Annotated in this window: 23 protein-coding genes; 9 read left to right on the forward strand and 14 right to left on the reverse strand. The window is 61.4% G+C overall.

What is annotated here, in order from left to right; all coding sequences use genetic code 11:
* Positions 1–149 precede the first annotated feature (149 nt).
* Together REH34_RS15115 and REH34_RS15120 are read right to left on the reverse strand one after the other, a co-directional pair.
* Positions 150–1,037, reverse strand: a complete 888-nt coding sequence (locus REH34_RS15115; protein WP_226503793.1) for a lysophospholipid acyltransferase — start codon at positions 1,035–1,037, stop codon at positions 150–152.
* Between the two features lie 38 nt (positions 1,038–1,075).
* On the reverse strand, positions 1,076–1,627 hold the full coding sequence (locus tag REH34_RS15120) for a DNA-3-methyladenine glycosylase I (protein ID WP_311968308.1): 552 nt from the start codon (positions 1,625–1,627) through the stop codon (positions 1,076–1,078).
* A gap of 82 nt (positions 1,628–1,709) precedes the next feature.
* Between REH34_RS15120 and glyQ the strand changes: the two genes are divergently transcribed.
* From glyQ to REH34_RS15140, 4 genes are all read left to right on the forward strand, one after another.
* Complete coding sequence (gene glyQ / locus REH34_RS15125) at positions 1,710–2,657, forward strand: glycine--tRNA ligase subunit alpha (protein WP_226503795.1); 948 nt, start codon at positions 1,710–1,712, stop codon at positions 2,655–2,657.
* Positions 2,654–4,708 carry a glycine--tRNA ligase subunit beta gene (glyS, locus tag REH34_RS15130; RefSeq protein ID WP_311968309.1) on the forward strand — a complete coding sequence of 685 codons (2,055 nt, stop codon included), beginning with the start codon at positions 2,654–2,656 and terminating at the stop codon, positions 4,706–4,708. Before glyQ ends, glyS begins: the two co-directional genes overlap by 4 nt.
* 4 nt (positions 4,709–4,712) lie before the next feature.
* A complete protein-coding gene (gmhB, locus tag REH34_RS15135) occupies positions 4,713–5,264 on the forward strand; it encodes a D-glycero-beta-D-manno-heptose 1,7-bisphosphate 7-phosphatase (RefSeq protein WP_311968310.1) in 552 nt (183 codons plus the stop codon).
* A 78-nt stretch (positions 5,265–5,342) separates the two neighbouring features.
* Positions 5,343–6,116, forward strand: a complete 774-nt coding sequence (locus REH34_RS15140) for a 1-acyl-sn-glycerol-3-phosphate acyltransferase (protein ID WP_226503798.1) — start codon at positions 5,343–5,345, stop codon at positions 6,114–6,116.
* A gap of 184 nt (positions 6,117–6,300) precedes the next feature.
* On the opposite strand, the gene REH34_RS15145 is transcribed toward REH34_RS15140, so the two are convergent.
* The 3 genes from REH34_RS15145 to REH34_RS15155 form a co-directional block, all read right to left on the reverse strand.
* On the reverse strand, positions 6,301–7,902 hold the full coding sequence (locus tag REH34_RS15145; RefSeq protein WP_409373326.1) for an MFS transporter: 1,602 nt from the start codon (positions 7,900–7,902) through the stop codon (positions 6,301–6,303).
* 128 nt (positions 7,903–8,030) lie between these two features.
* Entirely contained in the window at positions 8,031–9,695 is a 1,665-nt protein-coding gene (locus tag REH34_RS15150; protein ID WP_311968311.1) for a GMC family oxidoreductase N-terminal domain-containing protein, read from the reverse strand.
* A 125-nt stretch (positions 9,696–9,820) separates the two neighbouring features.
* Positions 9,821–11,161: an MFS transporter gene (locus REH34_RS15155; protein WP_311968312.1), complete on the reverse strand. Its 1,341-nt coding sequence runs from the start codon at positions 11,159–11,161 to the stop codon at positions 9,821–9,823.
* A 243-nt stretch (positions 11,162–11,404) separates the two neighbouring features.
* Here REH34_RS15155 and bkdR point away from each other — a divergent pair, with 243 nt between their 5' ends.
* Together bkdR and REH34_RS15165 are read left to right on the forward strand one after the other, a co-directional pair.
* Complete coding sequence (gene bkdR, locus REH34_RS15160; protein WP_226503802.1) at positions 11,405–11,893, forward strand: Bkd operon transcriptional regulator BkdR; 489 nt, start codon at positions 11,405–11,407, stop codon at positions 11,891–11,893.
* 77 nt (positions 11,894–11,970) lie between these two features.
* Positions 11,971–12,984, forward strand: a complete 1,014-nt coding sequence (locus tag REH34_RS15165) for an NAD(P)-dependent alcohol dehydrogenase (RefSeq protein ID WP_311968313.1) — start codon at positions 11,971–11,973, stop codon at positions 12,982–12,984.
* Between the two features lie 3 nt (positions 12,985–12,987).
* Here REH34_RS15165 and REH34_RS15170 read toward each other — a convergent pair whose 3' ends face one another.
* Positions 12,988–13,458 (reverse strand): Lrp/AsnC family transcriptional regulator, encoded by a 471-nt coding sequence (locus tag REH34_RS15170; protein WP_226503804.1) that lies wholly within the window; start codon positions 13,456–13,458, stop codon positions 12,988–12,990.
* A 184-nt stretch (positions 13,459–13,642) separates the two neighbouring features.
* On the opposite strand from REH34_RS15170, the gene REH34_RS15175 reads away from it, so the two are divergent.
* Positions 13,643–14,095: a hypothetical protein gene (locus REH34_RS15175; RefSeq protein WP_226503805.1), complete on the forward strand. Its 453-nt coding sequence runs from the start codon at positions 13,643–13,645 to the stop codon at positions 14,093–14,095.
* Position 14,096: 1 nt separating this feature from the next.
* Here REH34_RS15175 and REH34_RS15180 read toward each other — a convergent pair whose 3' ends face one another.
* Positions 14,097–14,606, reverse strand: coding sequence for an Lrp/AsnC family transcriptional regulator (locus REH34_RS15180; protein WP_311968314.1), 510 nt, complete (start codon positions 14,604–14,606; stop codon positions 14,097–14,099).
* A gap of 166 nt (positions 14,607–14,772) precedes the next feature.
* Between REH34_RS15180 and REH34_RS15185 the strand changes: the two genes are divergently transcribed.
* The gene (locus REH34_RS15185) at positions 14,773–15,789 is read left to right on the forward strand and encodes a 1-aminocyclopropane-1-carboxylate deaminase (RefSeq protein WP_226503807.1); all 1,017 of its coding nucleotides are present in this window, start codon (positions 14,773–14,775) and stop codon (positions 15,787–15,789) included.
* A gap of 126 nt (positions 15,790–15,915) precedes the next feature.
* On the opposite strand, the gene REH34_RS15190 is transcribed toward REH34_RS15185, so the two are convergent.
* From REH34_RS15190 to REH34_RS15220, 7 genes are read right to left on the reverse strand one after another with little or no spacing between them, the layout of a single operon-like run.
* The gene (locus REH34_RS15190) at positions 15,916–17,064 is read right to left on the reverse strand and encodes a M20 family metallopeptidase (protein ID WP_311968315.1); all 1,149 of its coding nucleotides are present in this window, start codon (positions 17,062–17,064) and stop codon (positions 15,916–15,918) included.
* The gene (locus tag REH34_RS15195; protein ID WP_311968316.1) at positions 17,064–18,470 is read right to left on the reverse strand and encodes a M20 family metallopeptidase; all 1,407 of its coding nucleotides are present in this window, start codon (positions 18,468–18,470) and stop codon (positions 17,064–17,066) included. Before REH34_RS15195 ends, REH34_RS15190 begins: the two co-directional genes overlap by 1 nt.
* Positions 18,467–19,456, reverse strand: a complete 990-nt coding sequence (locus tag REH34_RS15200; protein ID WP_311968317.1) for an oligopeptide/dipeptide ABC transporter ATP-binding protein — start codon at positions 19,454–19,456, stop codon at positions 18,467–18,469. The genes REH34_RS15195 and REH34_RS15200 overlap by 4 nt, the downstream gene beginning before the upstream one ends.
* A complete protein-coding gene (locus REH34_RS15205) occupies positions 19,453–20,466 on the reverse strand; it encodes an ABC transporter ATP-binding protein (RefSeq protein ID WP_311968318.1) in 1,014 nt (337 codons plus the stop codon). The genes REH34_RS15200 and REH34_RS15205 overlap by 4 nt, the downstream gene beginning before the upstream one ends.
* Positions 20,467–20,478: 12 nt before the next feature.
* A complete protein-coding gene (locus REH34_RS15210) occupies positions 20,479–21,381 on the reverse strand; it encodes an ABC transporter permease (RefSeq protein ID WP_311968319.1) in 903 nt (300 codons plus the stop codon).
* An 8-nt stretch (positions 21,382–21,389) separates the two neighbouring features.
* Positions 21,390–22,307: an ABC transporter permease gene (locus REH34_RS15215; protein WP_226503813.1), complete on the reverse strand. Its 918-nt coding sequence runs from the start codon at positions 22,305–22,307 to the stop codon at positions 21,390–21,392.
* Positions 22,308–22,365: 58 nt separating this feature from the next.
* Positions 22,366–23,886, reverse strand: coding sequence for an ABC transporter substrate-binding protein (locus REH34_RS15220; RefSeq protein ID WP_311968320.1), 1,521 nt, complete (start codon positions 23,884–23,886; stop codon positions 22,366–22,368).
* A gap of 202 nt (positions 23,887–24,088) precedes the next feature.
* On the opposite strand from REH34_RS15220, the gene REH34_RS15225 reads away from it, so the two are divergent.
* Positions 24,089–25,030 (forward strand): LysR substrate-binding domain-containing protein, encoded by a 942-nt coding sequence (locus REH34_RS15225; RefSeq protein WP_311968321.1) that lies wholly within the window; start codon positions 24,089–24,091, stop codon positions 25,028–25,030.
* Positions 25,031–25,104: the final 74 nt, after the last annotated feature.

Consider the following 25,104-nt stretch of genomic DNA (forward strand, 5'->3'; position numbering starts at 1 on the left):
TTCGCGGGCAAGCCCTGCTCCCACACGCGTACACCGCACCATTGTGGGAGCAAGGCTTGCCCGCGAAGAGGCCGGTACTATTTACCCAAAAACCATAGAATCTCCCACAGTTTGAAATACGATCCCTGTGGGAGTGGGCTTGCGCAAGATCAATACCACCGAGCCTCGCCCGCAGGCCGCTTCTTGAAGCGCTTCATGCTCCACATGTATTGGCTCGGATACGCCCGCACATACTTCTCCACCACCTTGCTCATCGCTGCCGCAGCGGTGGTGGTATCGGTGCTATACATGTCCTCGGGCGCGGCCTCGAGGATCACCTTGAAGCCCGAACCGTCCGGCAGGCGCAAGGCATGCAGGAACACCCCGACGGCCTTGCCACCCGCGAGCATGTTGGGCACAAACTTGCTGGTCAGCGCCTGGGTCCCGAGGAACGGCACGAAGATGCCCGCCGATTCCGCCGGCTCCGGATCAGCCGGAATGCCCACCTGACCGCCTTTGCGCACTTCCTTGATGATGCTGAGGATGCCTTCCTTGGTCGACGCCGCCACGCGATTGCCCAGTTGCACGCGCTGCTGGCGCAGCAGGTCGTCCACCGCCTTGAGCTTGGGCGGCCGGTAGAAGATGATCGGTTTGCATTGGCTGCAATAGAAGTGGTTGAGGACTTCCCAGTTGCCCAGGTGGCTGGTGATGCCGACCACACCCTTGCCGGTGGCCAGCGCGGCGGTGAGCACTTCGAGGCCTTCGACTTCGCGCACCAGGTCGATGGAACGTTGCGCCGGCCAGATCCACGCGCAGGCACTTTCGGTGAACGACTTGCCGATGTCCATCAGGCTCTGGCCTACCAGGCGCTCACGGGCGGCCGGGTCGAGCTCGGGGAAGCACTTGGCGAGGTTGATACGCACCACCTCGCGTGAACGGTTGGGCAGCTTCCACATCAGCCACCCCATGGCCGTACCGACGCGCTGCACGGCACGCCACGGCAACAAGGCGAACAGGCGCAACGCCCCGACCATGATGGCGCCTTTGAACTTTTCCACAGGTCACTCCTGAATGTGCGAGGGCGCCATTGTACCCGTCAGCGGCTCAGGATGGCGTAGCGATCACAATCGGTGGTGTGGTCCAAGACCATGCCCGAGGCCTGCATGAAGGCGTAGCAGATGGTCGGCCCGACAAAGGTGAAGCCTGCCTTTTTGAGGGCCTTGCTCATGGCCGCAGCCTGTTCGGTCTGGGTCGGCATGGCGCTGCGGTCGGGGTGATGGTTGACGATGGGCTGGCCGCCGACAAAGGACCACAAAAACCCTACCGGGTCCTCCAGCTGCAACCAGGCCAGAGCATTCTTGCGCGCACCGGTGACCTTGCCGCGATGGCGGATGATGCCCGGATCGAGCATCAACGCCTCGACCTCGGCGTCGGTCATGCGCGCCAGGCGCTGCGGATCGAAACCGAACATCACCTTGCGGTAGTGCGCGCGCTTCTTGAGCACCGTGATCCATGACAGGCCGGCCTGGAACCCTTCGAGCAAAAGAAGTTCGAAGAGCGCGGCGGGGTCGCGCAACGGCACCCCCCACTCATGATCGTGATAATCCTGATAAAGCGGGTCTTCTGTACACCAAAAGCAGCGCGGCATAAGGCTCCAAGGGTGAGAGGCGAAGCAGAATCGGGGTATACTCCCGCTCTTTATATTCGCAGCCCAAGACACAGGTGAATTTGTGAGCCAGCCTACGCCAGCCGTGCGTACCTTCCAAGACTTGATCCTCGCCCTCCAGCAATACTGGGCCGAGCAAGGTTGCGTGGTACTTCAGCCCTACGATATGGAAGTAGGCGCCGGCACTTTTCATACCGCCACGTTCCTGCGCGCCATCGGCCCGGAAACCTGGAATGCTGCCTACGTGCAGCCCAGCCGTCGCCCTACCGACGGCCGCTACGGTGAAAACCCCAACCGCCTGCAGCACTACTATCAGTTTCAGGTGGTTCTCAAGCCCAACCCCGACAATTTCCAGGAGCTGTACCTTGGCTCGCTGAAGCACATCGGCCTCGATCCGCTGGTGCACGACGTGCGTTTCGTCGAAGACAACTGGGAGTCGCCGACACTGGGTGCGTGGGGCCTGGGCTGGGAAATCTGGCTCAACGGCATGGAAGTTTCGCAATTCACCTACTTCCAGCAAGTGGGCGGCATCGAGTGCTACCCGGTCACCGGTGAAATCACCTACGGCCTCGAGCGCCTGGCCATGTACCTGCAAGGCGTGGACTCGGTCTACGACCTGGTCTGGACCGACGGCCCATTCGGCAAGGTCACCTATGGCGACGTGTTCCACCAGAACGAAGTGGAGCAGTCGACCTACAACTTCGAACACGCCAACGTCGAGAAGCTCTTCGAGCTGTTCGACTTCTATGAAAGCGAAGCCAACCGCCTGATCGAGCTGCAACTGCCGTTGCCGACCTACGAAATGGTCCTCAAGGCCTCGCACACCTTCAACCTGCTCGACGCCCGTCGCGCCATCTCGGTGACCGCGCGCCAGCAGTACATTCTGCGCGTGCGCACCCTGGCCCGCGCCGTGGCGCAAAGCTACCTGCAAGCCCGCGCCAAGCTGGGCTTCCCGATGGCACCCCCTGATCTGCGTGATGAAGTGTTGGCTAAGCTGGAGGCTGCACAATGAGTGCTCAAGATTTCCTGGTTGAACTGGGCACCGGAGAACTGCCTCCCAAGGCCCTGAATACCTTGGCTGACGCCTTTCTGGCCGGTATCGAAAAAGGCCTGCACAGCGCCGGCCTGAACTTCACCGCAAAAAAAGCCTATGCCGCGCCGCGCCGCCTGGCAGTACTGCTCACCGCGCTGGACGTGCAGCAACCCGATCGCAGCATCAACCTCGACGGCCCACCCCGTCAGGCCGCGTTCGATGCCGACGGCAAGCCGACCCAGGCCGCATTGGGCTTCGCTAAAAAATGCGGCGTCGAGCTGAGCGAAATCGATCAAAGCGGCGCCAAGCTGCGCTTCAGCCAGCACATCGCCGGCAAGCCGACCGTGAGCCTGCTGCCGCAAATCGTCGAAGATTCGCTCAACGACCTGCCGATTCCCAAGCGCATGCGCTGGGGTGCGCGCAAAGAAGAATTCGTCCGCCCGACCCAGTGGCTGGTGATGCTGTTTGGCGAGCAGGTCGTCGACTGCACTATCCTCGCGCAAACGGCAGGTCGAGACTCCCGTGGCCACCGCTTCCATCATCCCGAAAACGTGCGCATCAGCGCCCCGGCCAACTATGCCGAGGACCTGCGCAAGGCCCACGTGCTGGCCGATGCCGAGGAGCGTCGCGAGCTGATCAGCAAGCGCACCGTCGAGCTTGCGACCCAGCAGGAAGGCACCGCGATCATGCCGGCCGGCCTGCTGGAAGAAGTCGCCGCACTGGTCGAGTGGCCGGTGCCGCTGGTGTGCTCGTTCGAGGAGCGTTTCCTCGAAGTGCCTCAGGAAGCGCTGATCACCACCATGCAGGACAACCAGAAGTACTTCTGCCTGCTGGACGCCGACGGCAAACTGCTGCCGCGCTTCATCACCGTGGCCAACGTCGAGAGCAAAGATCCTCGGCAGATCGTCTCCGGTAACGAGAAGGTCGTACGTCCACGCCTGACCGACGCCGAGTTCTTCTTCAAGCAAGACAAGAAGCAGCCGCTCGAGACGTTCAATCAGCGCCTCGAAAACGTGGTGTTCCAGGCGCAGCTGGGCAGCGTCTACGACAAGGCCGTGCGGGTCGCCAAGCTGGCCGCGTTCATTGCCCCGCGCATTGGCGGCGACGCCGAGCGTGCGTCCCGTGCCGGCCTGCTGTCCAAGTGCGACCTGGCCACCGCCATGGTTGGCGAGTTCCCGGAGATGCAAGGTGTCGCCGGTTACTACTACGCCCTCAATGACGGCGAGCCTGACGATGTCGCCCTGGCTCTGAACGAGCAATACATGCCTCGTGGTGCCGGCGCCGAACTGCCGACCACCCTGACCGGTGCCGCCGTGGCCATCGCCGACAAGCTCGATACCCTGGTGGGTATCTTCGGCATCGGCATGCTGCCCACCGGCAGCAAAGACCCGTACGCCCTGCGTCGTGCGGCCCTGGGCGTGCTGCGCATCCTCATCGAGAAGCAACTCGACCTCGACCTGACCGAAGCCGTGGCCTTCGCCGTCTCGGCCCTGGGCACCAAGGTCAAGGGCGCTGGCCTGGCCGATCAAGTGCTGGAGTTCATCTTCGACCGCCTGCGTGCCCGTTATGAAGACGAAGGCACTGAAGTCGCCGTGTACCTGTCGGTGCGCGCGCTCAAGCCAGGTTCGGCGCTGGACTTCGATCAACGCGTGCAAGCCGTTCAAGCCTTCCGTCGACTGCCGGAAGCCGCCGCCCTGGCCGCCGTCAACAAGCGCGTGTCCAACCTGTTGAGCAAGGCCGAAGGAGGCGTGGCGGCAACCGTCGAACCCAAGTACTTCGACAACGCCAACGAGTTCTCGCTGTACTCGGCCATCCAACAAGCCGACAACGCTGTGGCGCCGATGGCTGCCAGCCGTCAGTACCGCGAAGCCCTGGCACGCCTGGCCGCACTGCGCGAACCGGTCGACGCCTTCTTCGAGGCGGTGATGGTCAACGCTGAAGACCCGGCGGTGCGAGCCAACCGCTACGCGCTGCTGGCGCGCCTGCGTGGCTTGTTCCTGGGCGTTGCCGATATTTCGCTGCTGGGGTAAAGCCGTGAAACTGCTGATACTCGATCGTGACGGGGTGATCAACCAGGACTCCGACGCCTACATCAAGTCGCTGGAGGAGTGGATCCCCATCCCCGGCGCGATCGAGGCCATCGCGCAGTTGAGCAAGGCCGGCTGGACAGTGGCCGTGGCCACCAACCAGTCCGGCATCGCTCGCGGCTATTACAGCGTCGAAGTGCTCGATGCCATGCACCAGCGTCTGCGCGACCTGGTGCAGGCGCAGGGCGGCGAAGTCGGCTTGATCGTCTACTGCCCTCATGGGCCGAATGACGGCTGCCGATGCCGGAAACCGCTTCCGGGGATGTTGCAAAACATTTCAGAGCATTACCATACGACACTGGCCGGTATCTGGTTCGTCGGCGACAGCGCCAGTGACCTGGACGCCGCCGTGGCCGTCGACTCTCAGCCTGTATTGGTGAAAACCGGTAAAGGCCAACGCACGCTCGGCAAGTCACTGCCGGCGGGCACATTGATTTTCGAGGATCTGGCCGAGGTGGCCAGAACACTTATCCACAACGCTGGCGCTTCCCACGCCTAGGCCGCGGGCAATCCATCGCCCCGCCCAGCCCGGAATCGCCGCCATCAGGCGGGCATGCCCCGCAACGGTAATCACCGCATGGCCAATGTGCAGCCAATCAGGCTTGTCCTTTTTTATCTGCTGCTGGGCACCAGCTCGTTACTCTGGTGCACGCTGAGTTTTTTCGTCGCGCCGTTCATGCCGTTTCGCGTTCGGTATCGGTTCATCAACGTCTACTGGTGCCGCTTCGCGCTGTTGCTCACAAGCAGCATTCTGGGCATCAAGGTCAATATCACCGGCGCTGAAAACGTGCCGGCTACGCCCTGCGTGATTCTTTCCAACCACCAGAGCACGTGGGAGACCTTCTTTCTCTCGGCGTACTTCCAGCCGCTGAGCCAGGTGCTCAAGCGCGAGCTGCTGTACGTGCCGTTCTTCGGCTGGGCCATGGCCATGTTGCGGCCCATCGCCATCGACCGTGACAATCCCAAGGCGGCGCTCAAGCAAGTGGCCTCCAAGGGCGACCCGTTACTCAAGGATGGCGTATGGGTGCTGATCTTCCCAGAAGGCACGCGCACGCCCTATGGCCAGATCGGCAAGTTCTCCCGCAGCGGTACCGCATTGGCGGTGAATGCCGGCCTGCCGGTGCTGCCAATCGCCCACAACGCGGGCAAATACTGGCCGCGCGAGGGCTGGGGCAAGCACCCCGGCACCATCGAACTGGTGATCGGTGCCCCCATGTACGCTGAAGGTACAGGGCCTCGCGCCATCGCCGCGCTGAACGATCGCGCCTTCGCCTGGAACGAGCAAACACAGCGGCAAATGGGCTCGCTGCCAGACGTCCCACAGGTGGTCGAAAACAGCAGTGCGGTGTAAAGGTCCATCTGTGGATAAGTTGTGAACAGTTTTTTGATAAAAATCATTATTTCTATCTAAATTGCTGATTTACAACGTTATTTCTGAGAGGTCTAAAAAACCGAAAAACGTGCATAAGTTTTTTGCACAACAAAAAACCGGCACCCCTCAAGGTGCCGGTTTTTTTATTGTCGCCAAGGTTTTATCAGGCGTTGTCCAGGTCCACGTCTTTGGTTTCCTTGAGGAAGAAAATGTTCACCACCAGGCTCACCGCCGTGACTATCACCGGGTACCAGAGCCCGTAGAAAATATCTCCGGTGTACACCACCAGGGCGAACGACACCGTGGGCAGGAAGCCGCCAAACCAACCGTTGCCGATGTGGTAGGGCAGGGACATCGAGGTGTAGCGGATCCGCGTCGGGAACAGTTCGACCATCACTGCCGCCAGTGGCCCGTAGGTCATGGTGGCAATCAGGATCAGCGCGACGATGATCAACACTACCATGGGCTGGTTGACCTGGCTGGCATCGGCCTTGGCGGGGTAGCCCGCCGTGGTGACTGCGGCGCGCATGGCCGCCTCGTCATAGCCATCGATGCGCTTGTCGCCGATGGTTACCGCCACGTTGGTGCCCGCGGCGACTTTCTCGGTGCTGTACGGCAGGCCGGCTTTGACCAGGAAGGTTTTGACCTTGTCGCAAGGGCTGTCGAATTTGGCTTTGCCCACCGGGTCGAACTGGAAGGTGCAGGTCGCAGGATCAGCCATCACGGTGATAGGCGACTGCCGGCTGGCCGCATCGATCTGCGGGTTGGCGTAATGGCTCAGCGCCTTGAACAACGGGAAGTACAGCACCGTCGCCAACAACAGCCCCATCAACAAAATCGGCTTGCGACCGACGCGATCCGACAACCAGCCAAAGAATACGAAGAACGGTGCCCCGATCACCACGCTGATGATCAGCAAGGTGTTGGCTTGGGCGGCGTCCATCTTGAGGATCTGCGTGAGGAAGAACAGCACGTAGAACTGCGCCGCGTAGAAGGTCACCGCCTGGCCGGCGTTGATGCTGAACAGCGCGATGAGGACGATCTTGAGGTTGGGCCACGAGCCGAACGATTCACGGATCGGCGATTTGCTGGTCTTGCCCTCGGCTTTCATTTTGCTGAACGACGGTGACTCGTGCAGGCTCATGCGAATCCAGGTCGAGATCCCCAGCAGCACCACCGACAGCAGGAAGGGCAGGCGCCAGCCCCAGACTTCAAACTGGTCGCCAGTGAGGTAGCGGCAAGCCAGTACGACCAACAGCGACAACAACAGGCCCAGGGTCGCGGTGGATTGAATCCAGCCGGTGTGATGCCCGCGTTTGCCGGGGGGTGCATGTTCGGCCACATAGGTGGCAGCACCACCATATTCGCCGCCCAGTGCAAGGCCCTGCAGCATGCGCAGGCACACCAGCATTACCGGCGCGGCGATCCCGATGGTGCCATAGGTCGGCAACAGCCCGACCGCGAAGGTCGACAAGCCCATCAACACGATGGTCATCAGGAAGGTGTACTTGCGCCCGATCATGTCGCCCAAGCGTCCGAACACCAGCGCGCCGAAGGGGCGTACCAGGAAGCCGGCGGCGAAGGCCATCAACGCGAAGATGAACGCAGTGGTGTCGTTGACCCCGGCAAAGAACTGCTTGCTGATGATCGCTGCCAGTGCGCCATAGAGAAAAAAGTCATACCACTCGAAAACAGTCCCAAGGGATGACGCGAAAATGATCTTTCTTTCTTCCCGACCTGCTGCCGCGGGGTCGGGTGCGGCCATGGCCGGGTTCTTGTGGAGGTAGTCCGACATAGGTGATTTCCTTCGGCCCGAGGGCACAGTGCTTATTGTTGTTGTCCACTGTCGACTCGGGGCTTAACGCCGCCGAGTCAAAATCACAGCATGGGTATTCACGTTTCCAAGGGTGCAGCCTCTCTTTTCTGGGTCGTACCGGTGTCTATGCGAGCGGATGGGGAGCGTTGTGCCGCCAGTAATTGCGCGGCTTTTTCAGCGATCATCAAGGTGGGCGAGCAGGTGTTGCCTGACGTGATACTCGGCATGATCGAAGCGTCGGCGACTCGCAGCCCTTGAACGCCGCGCACGCGTAACTGGTCGTCGACCACTGCGTCGGCATCGCTGCCCATGCGACAGGTGCCCACCGGATGGAAAATTGTCGTGCCGATTCGCGCTGCTGCTTCATGCAGCTGCTCTTCGCTTTGCAACGCGGGGCCGGGCAGATACTCCTTGGGGTTGAACGGTGCCAGGGCAGGGGCGCTGATGATCCGGCGGGTAAGACGAATCGAATCGGCGGCGACGCGCAGGTCTTCCGGGTGGCTGAGGTACCGGGGGTCGATGGAGGGCGCATGATCCGCCTCGGCCGAGACGATATCGACCCGACCGCGGCTCATCGGCCGCAGATTGCACACCGAGGCGGTAAACGCCGGGAAGCTGTGCAACGGTTCGCCAAAGCGCTCGAGCGACAGCGGTTGCACGTGGTACTCCAGATTTGCCCGAGTCTGCTCCGGGCCAGAGCGCACGAAGGCGCCCAACTGGCTCGGCGCCATGGCCAACGGACCGCTGCGATCATAGAGGTAGCGCAGGCCCATCCCGAGCTTGCCCCACAGGCTGTTGGCGACCTGGTTGAGGGTTCGCACTTTGTCGACCTGATAGATCAGCCGCAATTGCAGGTGATCCTGCAAATTGCCGCCGACGGCGGGCCGCTCGACCTGAACAGGGATGCCCAGGCGTTCGAGCAATGGCCGCGGGCCAATGCCGGAGCGTTGCAGAATATTGGGCGAGCCAATGGCACCCGCGCAGAGGATGATCTCGCCACGGCATTCAAAGCGATGTTGCGCTTGCTGCCAGCGGGCACTGACAGCCACCGCACGGCCTTGCTCAAGCACGACCTTGCTGACCTCGACACCGGTCAGCAGCGTGAGATTGGGACGTTTGAGGATAGGCCGCAAGAACGCTTTGGCGGAGTTCCAGCGCACACCGGAACGTTGATTGACCTGGAAGTAACTGCAGCCTTCGTTATCGCCCGTGTTGAAATCGTCGATGCTGGTGATGCCCGATTGGGCAGCGGCCAATTGAAAGGAGTTGAGGATCGGCCATCGATACCGCTGGTTCTCGACTCGCCACTCACCATCGGCACTGTGAAAGTCGGAGTTGCCTTGGTAATGGTTTTCGCTTTTCTTGAACAGCGGCAGCACATCGCCCCAGCCCCAGCCACGGTTGCCCTCCGCAGCCCAGCCATCGTAGTCCGCCGCCTGACCGCGCATGTAGATCATGCCGTTGATGGATGAACAGCCACCCAGCACCTTGCCCCGTGGATAGCTCAGCGCACGGCCTTGCAGGCCAGGCTGCGCCTCGGTCTTGAAACACCAGTCAGTGCGGGGGTTACCGATACAGAACAGATAGCCGACGGGGATGTGGATCCAGGCGTAGTTGTCCTGGCCTCCGGCTTCGAGCAGTAGCACCCGCTTTGCAGGGTCTGCCGATAGACGATTGGCGAGCAGGGCCCCTGCGGGCCCGGCACCGACAACGATAAAGTCGTACGGGATGGAAGATGGCATTGAACGCCTCTTTTATTATTTTTTTACCCCTTAATCCTAGACCCTTGTACGGGAAACGTGGCGGATGTTTTTTACCCATCGGATGTGCGTTTTTATCTAGGTTTCGGAGAGGCCGATGCAGCCAATCAACCAACCGACCCTGCCAATGCCCCCTCATCCGCATCTGGCAACGGACTGTGCAACGAAATCTTCGAAGTCTCCGGCAATGCCAACCCACCCGCCAACGCCAACAAAGAAATAGCGATCAGATAGTAAGCCGGTGCCAGGTTGCTGCCGGTCATGCCGATCAACCAGGTCGCCATCAACGGCGCCGTGCCACCAAAAATGGTGTACGCCATGTTGTAGGTAATCGCCGAGGCGGTGTAACGCGTGCGAGTCGGGAACACCTCCGACAACAGCGCTGCCGTCACCACCCCGCTCAACACCGCCCCCAGCGCCAGCATCATTACACCGACGATCGACCCGGCGAACGAGCCGGAGCTGGCCAGCATGAAGGCTGGATACACCACCACGATCAAGCCGACGCCGGTGGTAAGGATGGTCGCCCGCCGCCCGACCTTATCGGAATAGGCGCCCGCCACCGGACACATCAAGGCGGCGAATACCAAGGCAATCACCGAGATCAGCAACGCGGTCGCGCGGCTCAGGCCCCCGGCCACTTGCAGGTAAGTGGTGAAGTACGTGGTAAAGGTATAGAAGGACAGCGCCGTCAGAGAAACGAACGCCCCTAGGCAGCAGATCGCGCCACCTTGGGTCTTGAGGGTTTCGCGCAACGGCGAGTGCGCCACCGCGTGTTCGTTGGCGACTGCCTGGAAGGCGGGGGTTTCATCCAGCCGCAAGCGCAGGTACAACCCGACGATGCCCATGGGCGCGGCAATCAGGAATGGCACGCGCCAGCCCCAACTGGCCATCGACTCCGGCGTCAGCGAGGCGTCCAGCGCGTAGGCGATCACCGCCGCACAGGCAAAGGCAGTGAAGGTCGACACCGGCACGAAGCTGCCATACCAGGCGCGCTTGGTGCGCGGCGCGTGCTCCATCAGGTAAGCGCAAGCGCCCGCGTATTCACCACCGGCAGAGAAACCCTGGGCGCAACGGATGATGGTCAACAGCAAGGGCGCAAACAGGCCGATCTGTGCATAACTTGGCAACAGGCCAATGAGGGTGGTCGCGCCGGCCATTAACAGAATGGTGGTCGACAGCACTCGCTTGCGGCCAATACGGTCGCCCAGCATGCCGAAGAAGATACCGCCCAGTGGGCGAAACGCGAAGGCCACGGCAAACACTGCGAATGTCTTCAACAGCGCCACGCTAGGGTCACCGCTGGGAAAGAACTGCGCGGCGATAACCGTCGCAAGAAAACCATAGACCGCGAAGTCGAACCACTCGACGAAATTGCCAATGGCGGCGGCGCATATCACCCGTTTAAGGGTCGCGGGATCGACCTGCTGCTCTGCGATGTTCGTCATGCTGACCTCGATGTCCGGATGATTGAGAATGAATAAAGGTTCATTCGATTATCGGCACAGCCCTCAAGCGCGAATGCCAAATACCGGCATCCACATACTCAGGTGCGCGCACAATCCGTGCCATGGGGTCGCAGGCGGGCGAGGGGGGCCAAGGCGGACGGCCCCTTGCATCATCAGTGGGCATAAACACGCAATTGCAGTTAATCTGGCCCTATTCAGGGCCATAACAAGAATGAATGACTGATGAAAAAACTCGACCGCACTGATATCGGGATTCTCAACTCGCTGCAGGAAAACGCCAGAATCACCAACGCCGACCTGGCCCGCTCCGTCAACCTATCTCCCACCCCCTGCTTCAATCGCGTCAGGGCGATGGAGGAGCTGGGCGTAATCAAGCGCCAGGTCACTTTGCTGGAACCGGATGTACTGGGCTTGCATGTCAACGTGTTCATCCACGTCAGCCTCGAGAAACAGGTAGAGGGCGCACTGCAGCGATTCGAAGACGCCATCGCAGACCGACCGGAAGTGATGGAGTGCTATTTGATGTCCGGGGATGCGGATTACCTGATCCGGGTGTTGGTACCGAATATCCAGTCACTGGAGCGCTTTATCCTCGACCACCTCACCAAGTTTCCCGACGTTGCGAACATCCGCTCAAGTTTTGCCCTCAAACAGGTTCGGTACAAAACTGCATTGCCGCTGCCGCCCAACGGGCTGGTGATAGGCGACTGATTTTTACTCTGTTCCACGTGGAACACCTTTACGAGATCGACGGCTTGCCGTCCTCAGTCCAGTCAGGAGAAAGCTCGATGAAAGCTGTTTACGTCAACGGCCAAGGTGGCCTGGATAATCTTGAAGTCCGAGACATCGCCGATCCGGGGCAACCCGGTCCGGGGCAGATTCGCGTTGCCCTGCATGCTACATCCCTCAACTACCACGATTTGCTGGTGGCCAAAGGCGGCACCCCTAAACAAGAGCCGCGCCTGCTGATGGCCGATGGCGCGGGGGTGGTAGAAGCGGTAGGCGAGGGGGTCGAGGAATTCAAGGTGGGCGACTCGGTGGTATCCACCTTCTTCCCCCACTGGCTGGATGGATTACCGAGCAGCTCCGTTGGCAACTTCGCCGGCACTCCTGGTGACGGCATCGACGGTTATGCCACCGAGTTCGCCGTACGTGCGGCCACCGATTTCACCTTGGCGCCCGAAGGCTGGACCCACGCCGAAGCGGCGACCATCACCACGGCAGGGCTGACTGCCTGGCGGGCACTGGTCGGTGACGGCCTGCTGAAAGCAGGCGACACGGTGCTTACCTTGGGTACCGGTGGCGTTTCTATCGCAGCGCTGCAAATCGCCAAGCTGTTCGGCGCCACGGTCATCATCACTTCGTCATCGGATGAGAAGCTGGCGAAGGCCAAAGCGCTGGGCGCCGACCATGGCATCAACTACAAGCAGAACCCGAACTGGGCTGATCAAGTGCTGGAGTTGACCGGTGGCAAAGGCGTCGACCACGTTGTCGAGCTGAGTGGCCCTGGCACGCTCGCGCAATCAATCAAAGCCGTACGCGTGGGCGGGCATATTTCCTTGATCGGCGTGCTGACGGGTCGCGGGGGCGAAGTGCCGACGTCTTTGTTGATGGCCAAGCAAGCGCGCTTGCAGGGGCTGATCGTTGGGACCCGCCGCCAGCAGCAGGAATACGTCGCGGCGCTGAACCAGGCCAAGCTTCGGCCGGTTGTGGATAAAAGCTTTACTCTGGAAAAGCTCGCGGACGCCTTCCGCTATCAGGAGAGTGCCGGGCACTTCGGCAAGATCGTGGTCGAGTGGTAAACACTAGAAGTCCAGCAGGCCGTCGCTCTTCACTTCGTTGAGGACGAAAAACGTGCGCACCTGCCGAACCCCCGGCAAGGCAATGATCTGTGCATTGTGCAGTTGATTGAAGGCCGGCAGGTCGCGCACCCTCAGCTTCATGAAGTAGTCCACGTCGCCCGCCACCAGCCAGCATTCGAGCACATGGGGCAGGGCGCGCGCGGCGGCCTCGAAGGCCGCGAAGCTGTCTGGGGTCGAACGATCCAGCACTACACCTATCAAGACCACAGTGCCTTGTTCCACCGCGTTGGGGTCGATGAGTGCGTGCACACTTTTGATCACGCCGTTATCGAATAGCCGCCGCGTGTAGTTCCAGCAGGCCGTGGTGCTCAGGCCGACTTGCTTGGCGAGTTCGGCGTTGCTCATTCTGCCATCGGCTTGCAGCGCGCGAAGAATCTTCCGTTCGTAGGGGTTGAGGTCGCTGGTTTGGGTCATGGCAGTCGATCCTGATCGGGCGTGCAGGTGTTGAGTTGCTTGCAATGATCCTGCCGGGTGCGCGTTGTTCTGAGGTGCTGCCACTGGCCACACCGAGAACAACTTCCCGAAACCCGCGCCATTAAAGGTATGAAATTCTTCCGGCCTTTGCGTAGTTTCAGGGCAGCCCATCCGGAGGTTCAGCATGTCGATCGCATCGCTAAAATCACAGTGGATCAAAGCCCCAAACGCTAACGTCGCCCTGGTACTCATCGAGAGCAACCGCATGCCCCAGGCGCTGGCCTTGGCGCTGCACGATGCTATCACCGATTGGGAACAAGTCGCCTACCTGCACATCAGCGATGCCATGGGCTTGCAGCGCGAATGGCTGAATGCCGAAAACCAGCGCACCGCGTTCAGTTCGACCAGCGAGATCGGCTCGGTACTCAAGGCCCTGCCACATAATTGCGTATTGCTCGATCTTGAACACGACAGCGGCGGGCAATTGGTTTGGCTCGGTTCGGTCTGCGGACATTCCCTGCGCTTCATCGAACTGCAATCGGGCGAAAGTGACGTGGATGCACAGTTGCGGCGCATCCTCGATACCGCGCAGGAGCTCGTGAAACACCAGCTGCAGGATCACTTTTCGATGTGCTGATTCAGATCGGCAGCAAGGTCGTCGACAAGACCTGACGCAAGCCCATGAACGATCGGATCTGCCGCACCCCCGGCAGATACAGTAACTGCTCGGCATGCAGGCGATTGAAGCTGGCACTGTCTCGGGTACGCAACAACATGAAGTAGTCGAACTCCCCCGTTACCACGTGCAGCTCCATGCAGCCGGAGACCTTCTGCGCGGCGGTTTCGAAGTCCGCGAAAGACTGCGGCGTCGAGCGATCCAGCACCACGCCGATCAGGATCACCATGCCGACATCCAGTGCCTGGGGGTCGAGCAGTGCCACGATGCCCCGTATCAGCCCGGCTTCCTTCAAGCGCTCGACCCGCCGCAAGCAGGCGGGTGGACTGAGCTTGACCTTCTCGGCCAAGGCCACGTTGGAGATGGACGCATCCTTTTGCAGGGTCTTGAGAATCGCCCGGTCAATGCGATCCAGCTCAAAGCCCGACGTATGCGGGCCAGCGGCGCGGCTACTTTCATTTGTTGCTTTCAAGCGACCTCCTGCCGAATAAAAGACGTTATTCACAGATTTCAGTTAATTAAATGCGAAAAACAGGCCAGTAATCGCAACCCGCTTTTTTGCCGTTTCTCATAACCTGTTGAGGTTGCCGCGCAGCCTTTTGCGCCATCCGGATACCTTTCGAATCAGGAGTCACAGCATGAATCTAGAGAAATTCAAGCGCTATCCACTCACCTTCGGCCCTTCGCCCATCATGCCGCTCAAGCGTCTGAGCGAGCATCTGGGTGGCAAGGTCGAGCTGTATGCCAAGCGTGAGGACTGTAACAGCGGCCTGGCGTTCGGCGGCAACAAGACCCGCAAGCTCGAATACCTGATCCCGGAAGCACTGGAGCAGGGCTGCGATACCCTGGTGTCGATCGGCGGCATTCAGTCCAACCAGACTCGCCAGGTCGCGGCCGTGGCAGCGCACCTGGGCATGAAGTGCGTGTTGGTTCAGGAGAACTGGGTCAACTACTCCGACGCGGTATATGACCGCGTCGGCAATATCGAGATGTCGCGCATCATGGGCGCCGATGTCCGCCTGGATGCTGCGGGGTTCGACATCGGCATCCGGCCGAGCTGGGAACAAGCCATGAACGATGTGCGCGAAAGCGGCGGCAAACCGTTCCCGATCCCCGCTGGCTGTTCCGAGCATCCCTATGGCGGCATCGGTTTCGTGGCCTTCGCCGAAGAAGTACGCGAGCAGGAAAAAGAGCTCGGGTTCACATTCGACTACATCGTCGTTTGCTCGGTGACCGGCAGTACCCATGCCGGCATGGTGGTGGGTTTCGCGGCGGATGGCCGGGCGAACAAGGTGATCGGTATCGACGCCTCCGCCAAACCGGAAAAAACCCGCGAGCAGGTGCTGCGTATTGCCCGGCATACGGCAGAAATCGTCGACCTGGGTCGGCCGATTACCGACGAAGACGTGGTGCTGGATACCCGTTACGGGGGGCCGGAATATGGCCTGCCGAGTGAAGGCACGTTGGAAGCCATCCGCCTGTGCGCGCGCCTGGAGGGGGTGCTGACCGACCCGGTCTACGAAGGCAAGTCGATGCACGGGATGATCGACATGGTGCGTAACGGTGAGTTTCCTGAGGGCTCGAAGGTGCTGTATGCGCACTTGGGCGGTGTGCCAGCGTTGAGTGCTTACAGCTTCATTTTCCGCAATGGTTGAGAGGTGATCAGGCAGCTGGATTCGCGTTGAAGCGGCTGCCTCTTCGCAGCCAAGCTTGCTTCCACAGGTGTACATCCCTGGGAGCAAGCCTTGCCTGCGAAGAGCCCAGCGAAAACGGTACAAAAATCAGCTGTGCCCGCGCTTGGCCAATTGCAGGATCGTACCCACCAACGCCTGCGCCCGCGGCACCAGCGTATCCAGCTCCAGATACTCGCGGTCCGTGTGGACCTTGCCACCTACCGGCCCCAGGCCACACAGGGTAGGAATCCCCAGGCTGGCCGTAAATCCGGAATCCGCACACCCACCGGTAAACTCGCCCTCTACGCTGAACCCCAGCTCGAGCGCCTGCCCGCGATAAATATCCAGCAGATCGAGACTGTGACGTCCCTCCATCGGCATGAACACCGCGCATTCGCTCAACACCGCCTGAGTCCCCGGCACTTCCTGCTCTTCGACAATGGCAACGATCGCCGCCTTGATCGCCGCCCACTGCGCCACTTCGACAAAGCGGATATCCAGCTCCGCCGTCGCTGCGGGCGCCACGGTATTGCTGGAGGTCCCGCCGCTCATCAAACCGACGTTGGTGGTGATCCCGCGCCCGTAGTCAGTCAGCGCGTGCAGCTTGACGACCTTGCGCGCCAGGGCCTCGATCGCGCTGGCACCGTCGGCGTGGTTGACGCCCGAATGCGCCGCGCGCCCAGTGACTTCGATCAACAGGCGCACACCACCTTTACGCGCACTCACCACGTTACCGCTGACGCGACCGGGTTCGGTGTTGAGTACCGCCTGTACGCCTCGGGCGACCTGCTCGATATGATCACGCGCAGTACCAGAACCGATTTCCTCGTCACCGGTAAACAGCACCCTGACGGGGAAGGGCAGCGGCGCCAGGCGCTGCAAGGCCAGTAGCGCAAAGCAGTTGAGCACCAGGCCGCCTTTCATGTCCGCCACACCCGGGCCGAATGCCAAGGTGCCGTTGGTGGTATAGCCGCGTGCCGGCGCGGTGCCCTTAGGGAACACCGTGTCCCGGTGCCCCAGGAGCAGCACCGGCGGCTGCGAACCGCCGGGTAACTCAGCCAGCAGCAAATCGCCGAAGCCTTCGACGGCCGTGCGCTGCACCTCGATCCCGCCTTGCTCAAGCGCCTTGATCAAATGCGCGCCGACGGCATCGACACCGGCCTTGTCGTAGCTGTTGGAGTCGGTATCAACGAGGCTGCGCAACAGGTCCTGCATGGGTTGCTGCTGCTCGGCCAACCAGGCAATGGCATCGTTCATCAGTTTGCCTCCTTGACCAGGCGCGAGCCTTCATCGCCCAGGTCCCAGAAAATCCCGGCCATGATTTGCAAGCTTTCGCGCACCACGGGCGCCAGCAGGTGTTCATTGGGGGCATGTTGCGAGCACGCCGGGTAGGAATGCGGAATCCATACGGTGGGCAGGCCGAGGATTTCGGAAAACACATCGTTGGGCAGCGAGCCGCCAAGATTGGGCAACAAGGCCGGGGATTTGTCGGTGGTGCGCTTGAGCGAGTCCAGCGCCCAGCCGACCCAGGGGCTGGCCGGGTCGAGGCGGGTGGCGTGCATCACGTCCATGCGTGTCTGGGCGACCTTGACCGTGTCAAAGCCATGGGCATCCAGATGGGTGCGAATGGCGTCGATAAAGGTGCGGTAATCGCTGTCGACCGTGAAACGGATATGGCACAGCGCCCAGGCGCTGCCCGGAATCGCATGCACTGGCGCTTGCGGGTTGCCGGTCTTGAACGCCAGCACATCGAGCGTATTCCAGCCGAAGACCTTTTCGCTGGCGCTGAGCCCAGGCTCGCCCCATTGATGATCGATCTCGGGGTCGCCCGGGCCTGAGCCCACTTCAGTATCGACCAACGCGGCCCGGACGTTATCCGGGAGTTTTTGCGGCTTGAGCCCCGGCACCTGCACGCGTCCTTGCTTGTCGACAAGCGAGGCAATGGCATTGGCCAGCACGATACCGGGGTTGGCCAACAGACCGCCCCAGTTGCCAGAGTGATGGGCGCCTTCGCGCAGGTCGACGGTCAGCTCGAAATTGAACACGCCGCGCGAGCCAAGGAACAAGGTCGGGCGCGCTGCCGCCAAGCGCGGGCCATCAGAGGCGATAAAAATATCGGCTGCCAGCTCGTCCTGATGCGCCGCGCAGAATTTGCCAAGGCCCGGCGAGCCGTCTTCTTCGCCCATCTCCAGCAGCAGTTTGGTGTTGAAACCAAGCTTGCCGCCACGCGCCTTGATCACCTGCTCCAGCGCGGTGATGTTGATCAGGTGCTGGCCCTTGTTATCGGCGGTGCCACGGCCGTACCAGCGGTCGCCATCGACCACCACTTCCCACGGCGACAAGCCTTCGCGCCACTGTGCTGCGTAGCCACGCACCACGTCACCATGACCATAGCTGAGCAGGGTCGGCAGCGCCGGGTCCTCGATGCGTGAGGCGATCAGGAACGGCCCGCGACCTTCGACCGGATTGTCATGGATCGTCGTTTCAAAACCCAATGCCCGCAAGTGCGGGGTGATAAAGCTTTCGAGGTAGCGGTACAGCTCGGGCAGTTGCTCGGGCTCCTGACTCTCGGTGGGATGGGCGACGCTGCGCTGCAGCAGGGCGAGAAAGTCGCCGTTATCAAAGTGTTCACTCGCGTAATCAATGGCCAGGGCACGACTCATGAGGCTATCAACTCCAAAGGATGGGAGGGCTGGGCGTTCAGATGGCAGGCGACCGAACCGCCGTCGACGGCGCTTTTATCCACAGGCACGGTGCTGCACATCGGCAAGGCTTTCGGGCAGCGCGGGTGGAAGGAGCAGCCGGTGGGTGGATTGATCGGGTTGGGGAAGTTGCCGCGCAGGCCGATATCGGGAATGCCCAGGGAAGGATCCGGGGTCAGTACCGAGTCGAGCAACGCGCGGGTATAGGGGTGGGCGGGACGGCTGAATACCGCTTCGCGCTCGCGCTCTTCGACGATGCGCCCCAGATACATGACCGCCACCCGGTCGGCCAAGTGTTCGATGACCGCCAGGTTATGGCTGATCAGCAGGTAGGTCAGGCCGAATTCCTTTTTCAGCTCGAGCAGCAGGTTGAGGATCTGCGCCTGGACCGAGACGTCCAGCGCCGAGGTGGGCTCGTCGCAGATCAGTACATCCGGGCGCATGATCAAGGCGCGAGCGATGGCGACGCGCTGGCGTTGGCCGCCGGACAATTGCGCGGGGTAGCTGTCGATCACTCGCTTGGGCAGGCCGACGACGTCGAACATGGTTTCGACTTTTTTGCGGCGTACGTCGGGGCTGTCGATGTCGTGCACGATCAACGGCAGGGTGACGATCTGGCGCAGCGTCTTGCGCGGGTTCAACGAAGAGTAAGGGTCCTGGAAGATCGGTTGGATGTGCCGAGCCATCTGCCGTCGATCAGCGGCGGTCAGGTGTTTGCCACCGACCAGCACGTCGCCGCTGGTCGGCGGCAACAGGCCAAGCAGCATTTTCGCCAGGGTGCTCTTACCGCAACCAGACTCGCCCACCAAGCCCAGGGTTTCGCCGCGCATCAAGCGCAAGGACACGCCGTCCACCGCTTTGAGGGTGGCGGGCGCTTTGAACAGCCCGCGGCCAATGGTGAACTCGCGGCGAATGTCACACAGCTCCAAGGCGATATCGCGGCTCATTGCACACCTCCATTGCGTTGCAGCCGTTGTTCATCGGGGTGAGCGTGCGGTGGCGCGGCGAAATGGCAGCGCACACTGTGCCCTCCGCTGGCGTGTTTCGGCGCGGCCTCCAGGCAGGCTTGTTCGGCCAGGCTGCAGCGGTTGCGAAATGCACAACCTTGTTGCTCGCCCACCAGGCTGGGCACCAGCCCCGGAATCGAGCCCAACGGCTGACCCGGTCGGGTCCGGCCCGGGATTGGAATGCTTTGCAGCAGCCCGCGGGTATAGGGATGCTGCGGATTGCCGAACAATTGCGCGGCGCTGGCAGATTCGACCACCTCGCCGGCGTACATCACCGCCACCCGGTCGGCGATGCGCGCTACCAGCCCGAGGTCGTGGGTGATGAAAATCACAGCCGTGCCGGTCTCTTTCTGGATGTCGCGCAGCAGTCGCAGAATCTGCGCCTGCACGGTTACGTCCAGTGCGGTGGTCGGTTCATCGGCGATGATCAGGTCCGGCTCGCACATCAGCGCCATGGCAATCACCACCCGTTGGCGCAACCCACCGGACAGCTGGTGCGGGAACTGCCGCAGGCGCTCCACAGGATTGCTGATACCGACCTTTTCGAGCATCTGCCCGGCACGCACCAACGCCTCTTTGTAGGACACCTTGCGGTGCCGGAGCAGCACCTCGGCCAGTTGATCGCCAATGCTGTAGGCGGGGTTGAGCGAGGTCATCGGCTCCTGGAAGATCATCGCCATGCGATTGCCGCGCACATCGCACATGGCCCGTTCGCTGTGCGCCAGCAGGTCCATGCCGTCAAGGGTCAAACTCGTGGCGGTGCGCAGCGCCTTGCCGGGCAGCAAGTCCATCAGGGCCAGCGAGGTGAGGGATTTGCCACAGCCGGATTCACCGACGATGCACAGCATCTCGCCGCGCTCCAGGTGCAGGTCCAGCCCCCGGACGGCGTGCAGCATGCCGTGTTCCAGCGGGATGTCGACGCGCAGGTTTTCTACGTGCAGAAGTGCCATGGCGCGAGCCTCCTAGTTACGGCCGTCAGGCAGGATGAGGTCACGGATGCCGTCACCGAGCAGGTTGATCGCCAGTACCAGCACCATCAATGCGACACCGGGAATGGCGATTACCCAAGGGGAGAAGAACATGTACGGTTTGCCTTCAGCGATCATCAGCCCCCAGGAGGGGATAGGCGGTTGCACGCCCACACCCAGGAAGGACAACGCCGATTCCAGCAGAATCGCGTGGGCCATCTCCAGCGTGGCCACCACGATCAATGCGCCGAGCACATTGGGCAGGATTTCGCTGGCGAGAATGCGCAAGGTCGAGCAACCCAACGCCTGCGCCGAGGCCACGTATTCCGCATCGCGAATTTGCTGTACCGCTGCCCGCACGACCACGGCGAAGCGATCCCACAGCAGGCAACCGAGCAGGATGATCACCACCTTGAGCGAGCCCCCAAGCAGCGATGCCGAGGCCAGCGCGACCATGACTACCGGCATCGCCAGGCGGGTGGTGATCAGGTAGCTGATGACGGCGTCGGTCTTGCCGCCAAAGTAGCCAGCCACCAGGCCCATCACCGTGCCGATGACGCCGGAGATGATGGCGGCGGCAAAGCCGATGAATAGCGAAATCCGCGCACCGAACAGCAGCCGGGACAGGTAATCGCGGCCAAGTTTGTCGGTTCCGAGGATGTTGTCCCAGGTGCCTTTGGCCATCCAGACCGGCGGTTTCATCCGCTGCACCACATCCTGGGCGTAGGGATCGTGGGGGGCCAGCAACGGCGCAAACAACGCGGCCAGCACGATCACCAACAGCAATACCGCACCCAGGGTGAAGCCTTTGTGGCGCAGGCATTTACGCAAGGTGCGGCGCAGGCCGGTGACGGGCAGGGTCGGCTCGTTGAGAGCCAGGGTAGTCACAGTGGTCATAAGACCTCCTAGCGCACGCGAATGCGCGGGTCGAGGACTGCGTTCAGCAGATCGGCCAGCAGCGTGAGGACGATGTAGATCAGCGCAATCAACAGCACTACGGCTTGCACCACCGGGAAGTCGTCGCGGGCAATGGCATCCCAGGCCAACTGGCCGACGCCTTGCAGCGAGAACACCGTTTCGATCACTACCGAGCCGCCGAGCATGAAGCCGAACTCTACTGCCGCCAGCGCGACCACCGGGATCAGCGCATTGCGCAGGGCGTGCTTGAACAACACCCGTCCAGGCCGCAAGCCCTTGGCCCGAGCGGTGCGGATGTAGTCTGCGGCTAGCACATCAAGCATGCCGGCGCGGGTCAGGCGCATGATCGCCGGCGTGGCGTAATAGCCCAGAGCGATGGCGGGCATGACGAAGTGCTGCCAAGTAGAATTGCCGGACACCGGCAGCCAATGCAGGGTGACGGCGAACAGCACGATCAGCATCAGCGCGAACCAGAAGCTCGGCATGGCTTGCCCCAGCACCGCGATGCTCAACGCCAGGCGATCGATCCAGGTATCACGCTTGACGGCCGCCAGCACACCTAAAGGGATGGCCACCAGCAAGGCGACCGCCAGCGCCATGGCGCCAAGCCCAAGGGTGATCGGCAGCCGCGCGGCGATCAGGTTGTACACCGACTCCTGAAAGAAGAACGAGTTGCCCAGGTCCAGATGCGCCAGGTCGCCAAGCCAGCTGAAGTACTGGGCGGCCAGCGGCTTGTTCAAGCCGTATTGCACTCGAATCTGCTCGATCTGTTCGCTGCTGGCCTCAGGCCCGCCGATGGCCGTGGCCAGGTCGCCAGACAGATGCAGCAACGAAAAGCTGATGATCGAGACGGTTATGGCAACGCACAGGGCAATGCCCAGACGCCGCAAGAGAAATCCCAACATGGCCGATATCCTGATCACGTGAAGGCCAGCGGGTACGGGACCCGGCTGGCCACGAGGGTCATTTCCAGCGAGAAAGGACGAAGCGTGGCAGCTCGTCCGGATACGGCTTGAACTGCAGGTCCTGATTGAAGGCGTAGTTCAGCGAGTAGTTGAACAGCGGCGCCCAGTAGGCCTGTTCGCTGATGCGCTTGAGCGCCTTGCTGTAGTTCTCCTTGCGCACTTGTGGGTCGAGGGCGTTGTCGGCCGTCTGCAGCCACTTTTGCACGTCTGGGTCTTTGATGTTGTCATCCGGGTTGCCCTTGAACCAGGTGCCGGCCGAGGCCGAAGTGTCGAGGATCGAGAACGAGCCCCAGGCCTGAAACGACATCGGCACATGGCCGCCGCGCTGCTGGTCGCGCAGGGCGGCGTATTTGAGGTAACGAAGCTTGGCGTTGATACCCACAGCGCGCAGGTTGCCGATGATGGCTTCGGCGTAGTCGCGATCCCGATAGGCGTAGATCTCGGTTTCGAAGCCCTGTGGATAACCTGCTTCCTTGAGCAGCTCCTTGGCCTTGGCCGGGTCGTAGTTGTATTGCGTGGCCACGCTGGTGTCACAACCAAACTGCGCGGGGTAGCAGGCGACCTGCAACGGCTTGCTTTCGCCACCGACCAGTTGCGATGCCAGGGCCTCGCGGTTGATGGCGTAGTTAATGGCCTGGCGGACCTTGAGGTTCTTCATCGGTGAGTTGTCGCTGGAGGTGCCACGCGCGTCGAGGATCAGGAAGCCAATGCGCATGGTGGCGCCACTGATTACCGACAGATTGGGTATCGTCTTGAGCTGCTCGGCCTGATCCGGCGCCACTCGCCAGATCCAGTCGACGCCACCGGTCATCAGTTCTGCCGTGCGGGTTTCGGCATCAGGGATCACGCGAAACTGCAGGTTTTTGATGTGTGCCGGGCCCTGGGGGCTTTCTTTGAAGTAATCGTCGTTACGCACCATGGTCACGCCGACCCCTGGGGTCACCGACACAACCTTGTAAGGGCCGGTGCCGATTGGCTGTTTGGCGAAGCCCGCCAGCCCGACTTTCTCGAAATAGGCCTTGGGGAAAATTGGTACGGCGTTGGACAAGTACTCCAGCGCAGGCGGGAAGGGCTTCTTCATATGCAAGCGCACCTGGTAGTCACCCAGCTTCTCGGCGCTGGCGATCCAGTCGACGTTTTGCACCGTGACCACCTTGGAGTCCGGCGACACCACCCAGTTGAGGGTGAACACCACGTCGTCGGCGGTCATCGGCGTGCCATCGTGAAACTTCACGTCCTGACGCAGGGTGAAATCGAGAGTGGTGTCGTCGACCTGTTTCCAGCTCTGGGCAAGCATGGGTTTGTACTCGCCGGTGTCCGGGTCGCGATAGATCAAGTTGTCCCAGGCCAAACGCGCCAATACCACGCCTTCGCGCAAGTCGTTGTGATAAGGGCTGATGTTTTCAGGTTCGCTGTCTGACGCGTACACCAACGTGTCGTTGGCTTTGTTGGCGAATACCGGGGTGGTGCAGAACAAGGCCAGCAGTGCTGCACTGCAGGCGAAACCTTTGATGCCCATGCCGTCGTCTCCGTGGCGAGTGAGTGTGTCAAAGGGCAGGGACCGCAATAGGGTAGAGGGCGCAGCTGTTTTTCTTATGGAAAACGCTTCATGGGCGAGCCACAGCAGGGCTCGACTTGATCCTATGCATAGCGTATCAATGCCACAAGCATCTTCTTTCGAAGTCTTCGTTGCCTTAAAGGCAAACCCTCCTGGAGGTGACATGCAGCTTTACGGTGTGCAATCCATCGCCTTGCGGCATTTCCTTGAAGTCGCCCGCTGCGGATCGATCAGTGAAGCCTCCGAACATCTGAACGTCGCCGCATCGGCCGTGAGCCGGCAGATCGCCAAGCTGGAGCGCGACATGAACTGCGTGCTGTTCGAACGCCGCGCCCGGGGGATGCTGCTCAGCGACGCCGGCGCGCGCCTGGCCGCCTATGCGCGCAAGGCCGAGCTGGAAGCACGCGAAGTGATTGCCGAGATCCGCGACCTGCAAGGGCTGCAACGTGGGGTGGTGAAGATTGGCTGCTCCGAGGGTTTTGCCATGGAGTTCCTGCCAGGCGCCATTGCGGAATTTCGCCGCGAGTACCAGGGTATCCATTTCACCTTGGAGGTGTTCCCGCCGACCGTGGCCACTGAGAAAGTGCGCACCGGGGAGGTCGATCTGGCGCTGACGTTCAGCTTGTCGCCCGAGCGGGAGATCAAGGTCGAGCATGCGTTTCTCGGCATCATCAAAGCCATCGTCGCCAACAATCATCCGCTGGCGGGCAGGGCACAGGTCACCTTGGCCGAGCTACAGCCATACCCCATTGCCTTGCCGATGCCGAACACCACGCTTCGGCAGTTGTTCGACATCTGCTGCAGCGTGCAGGGGCTGTACTTCGAGCCGGCGTTGACGAGCAACTATTTTGGGGCGATGTATCAGTTTGTGATGGATGGCGGCGGGATCAGCCTGGCAGGGGAGCTCACCCTGCATAACCGCGTGGTGCACCGGGACGTGCAGGCGATCGCGATTGCGGATGGGGAAATGCAGAAGCGGCGGGTGGAGTTGCAGAGTATGGCGGGGCGGACGCTACCCTCGGCGGTGGCGGTGTTTCGGGATTTTCTGGTGGCGAAGTTGGCGGCTGCGGAGCCTTCGTTGCTAGGGGAGCACGCCGGGCAATAAAAACCCGGCGGTTGAAGACGAGGGTCGGTTATCGCTCTAGGCGCCATAACCAACGATTCGATCACCTTGGGGAA

Source organism: Pseudomonas baltica (assembly GCF_031880315.1).
Lineage (GTDB): Bacteria > Pseudomonadota > Gammaproteobacteria > Pseudomonadales > Pseudomonadaceae > Aquipseudomonas.

Coding starts and splice junctions, on each gene's coding strand:
- REH34_RS15140 (WP_226503798.1), top strand. CDS start 5,343: ATGGCCAATGTGCAGCCAATCAGGCTTGTCCTTTTTTATCTGCTGCTG.
- REH34_RS15120 (WP_311968308.1), bottom strand. CDS start 1,627: ATGCCGCGCTGCTTTTGGTGTACAGAAGACCCGCTTTATCAGGATTAT.
- REH34_RS15200 (WP_311968317.1), bottom strand. CDS start 19,456: ATGAGCCGCGATATCGCCTTGGAGCTGTGTGACATTCGCCGCGAGTTC.
- glyS (WP_311968309.1), top strand. CDS start 2,654: ATGAGTGCTCAAGATTTCCTGGTTGAACTGGGCACCGGAGAACTGCCT.
- REH34_RS15205 (WP_311968318.1), bottom strand. CDS start 20,466: ATGGCACTTCTGCACGTAGAAAACCTGCGCGTCGACATCCCGCTGGAA.
- REH34_RS15195 (WP_311968316.1), bottom strand. CDS start 18,470: ATGAGTCGTGCCCTGGCCATTGATTACGCGAGTGAACACTTTGATAAC.
- REH34_RS15170 (WP_226503804.1), bottom strand. CDS start 13,458: ATGACCCAAACCAGCGACCTCAACCCCTACGAACGGAAGATTCTTCGC.
- bkdR (WP_226503802.1), top strand. CDS start 11,405: ATGAAAAAACTCGACCGCACTGATATCGGGATTCTCAACTCGCTGCAG.
- REH34_RS15210 (WP_311968319.1), bottom strand. CDS start 21,381: ATGACCACTGTGACTACCCTGGCTCTCAACGAGCCGACCCTGCCCGTC.
- REH34_RS15150 (WP_311968311.1), bottom strand. CDS start 9,695: ATGCCATCTTCCATCCCGTACGACTTTATCGTTGTCGGTGCCGGGCCC.
- REH34_RS15220 (WP_311968320.1), bottom strand. CDS start 23,886: ATGGGCATCAAAGGTTTCGCCTGCAGTGCAGCACTGCTGGCCTTGTTC.
- REH34_RS15190 (WP_311968315.1), bottom strand. CDS start 17,064: ATGAACGATGCCATTGCCTGGTTGGCCGAGCAGCAGCAACCCATGCAG.
- REH34_RS15175 (WP_226503805.1), top strand. CDS start 13,643: ATGTCGATCGCATCGCTAAAATCACAGTGGATCAAAGCCCCAAACGCT.
- REH34_RS15155 (WP_311968312.1), bottom strand. CDS start 11,161: ATGACGAACATCGCAGAGCAGCAGGTCGATCCCGCGACCCTTAAACGG.
- REH34_RS15225 (WP_311968321.1), top strand. CDS start 24,089: ATGCAGCTTTACGGTGTGCAATCCATCGCCTTGCGGCATTTCCTTGAA.
- REH34_RS15145 (WP_409373326.1), bottom strand. CDS start 7,902: ATGGCCGCACCCGACCCCGCGGCAGCAGGTCGGGAAGAAAGAAAGATC.
- REH34_RS15215 (WP_226503813.1), bottom strand. CDS start 22,307: ATGTTGGGATTTCTCTTGCGGCGTCTGGGCATTGCCCTGTGCGTTGCC.
- REH34_RS15165 (WP_311968313.1), top strand. CDS start 11,971: ATGAAAGCTGTTTACGTCAACGGCCAAGGTGGCCTGGATAATCTTGAA.
- REH34_RS15185 (WP_226503807.1), top strand. CDS start 14,773: ATGAATCTAGAGAAATTCAAGCGCTATCCACTCACCTTCGGCCCTTCG.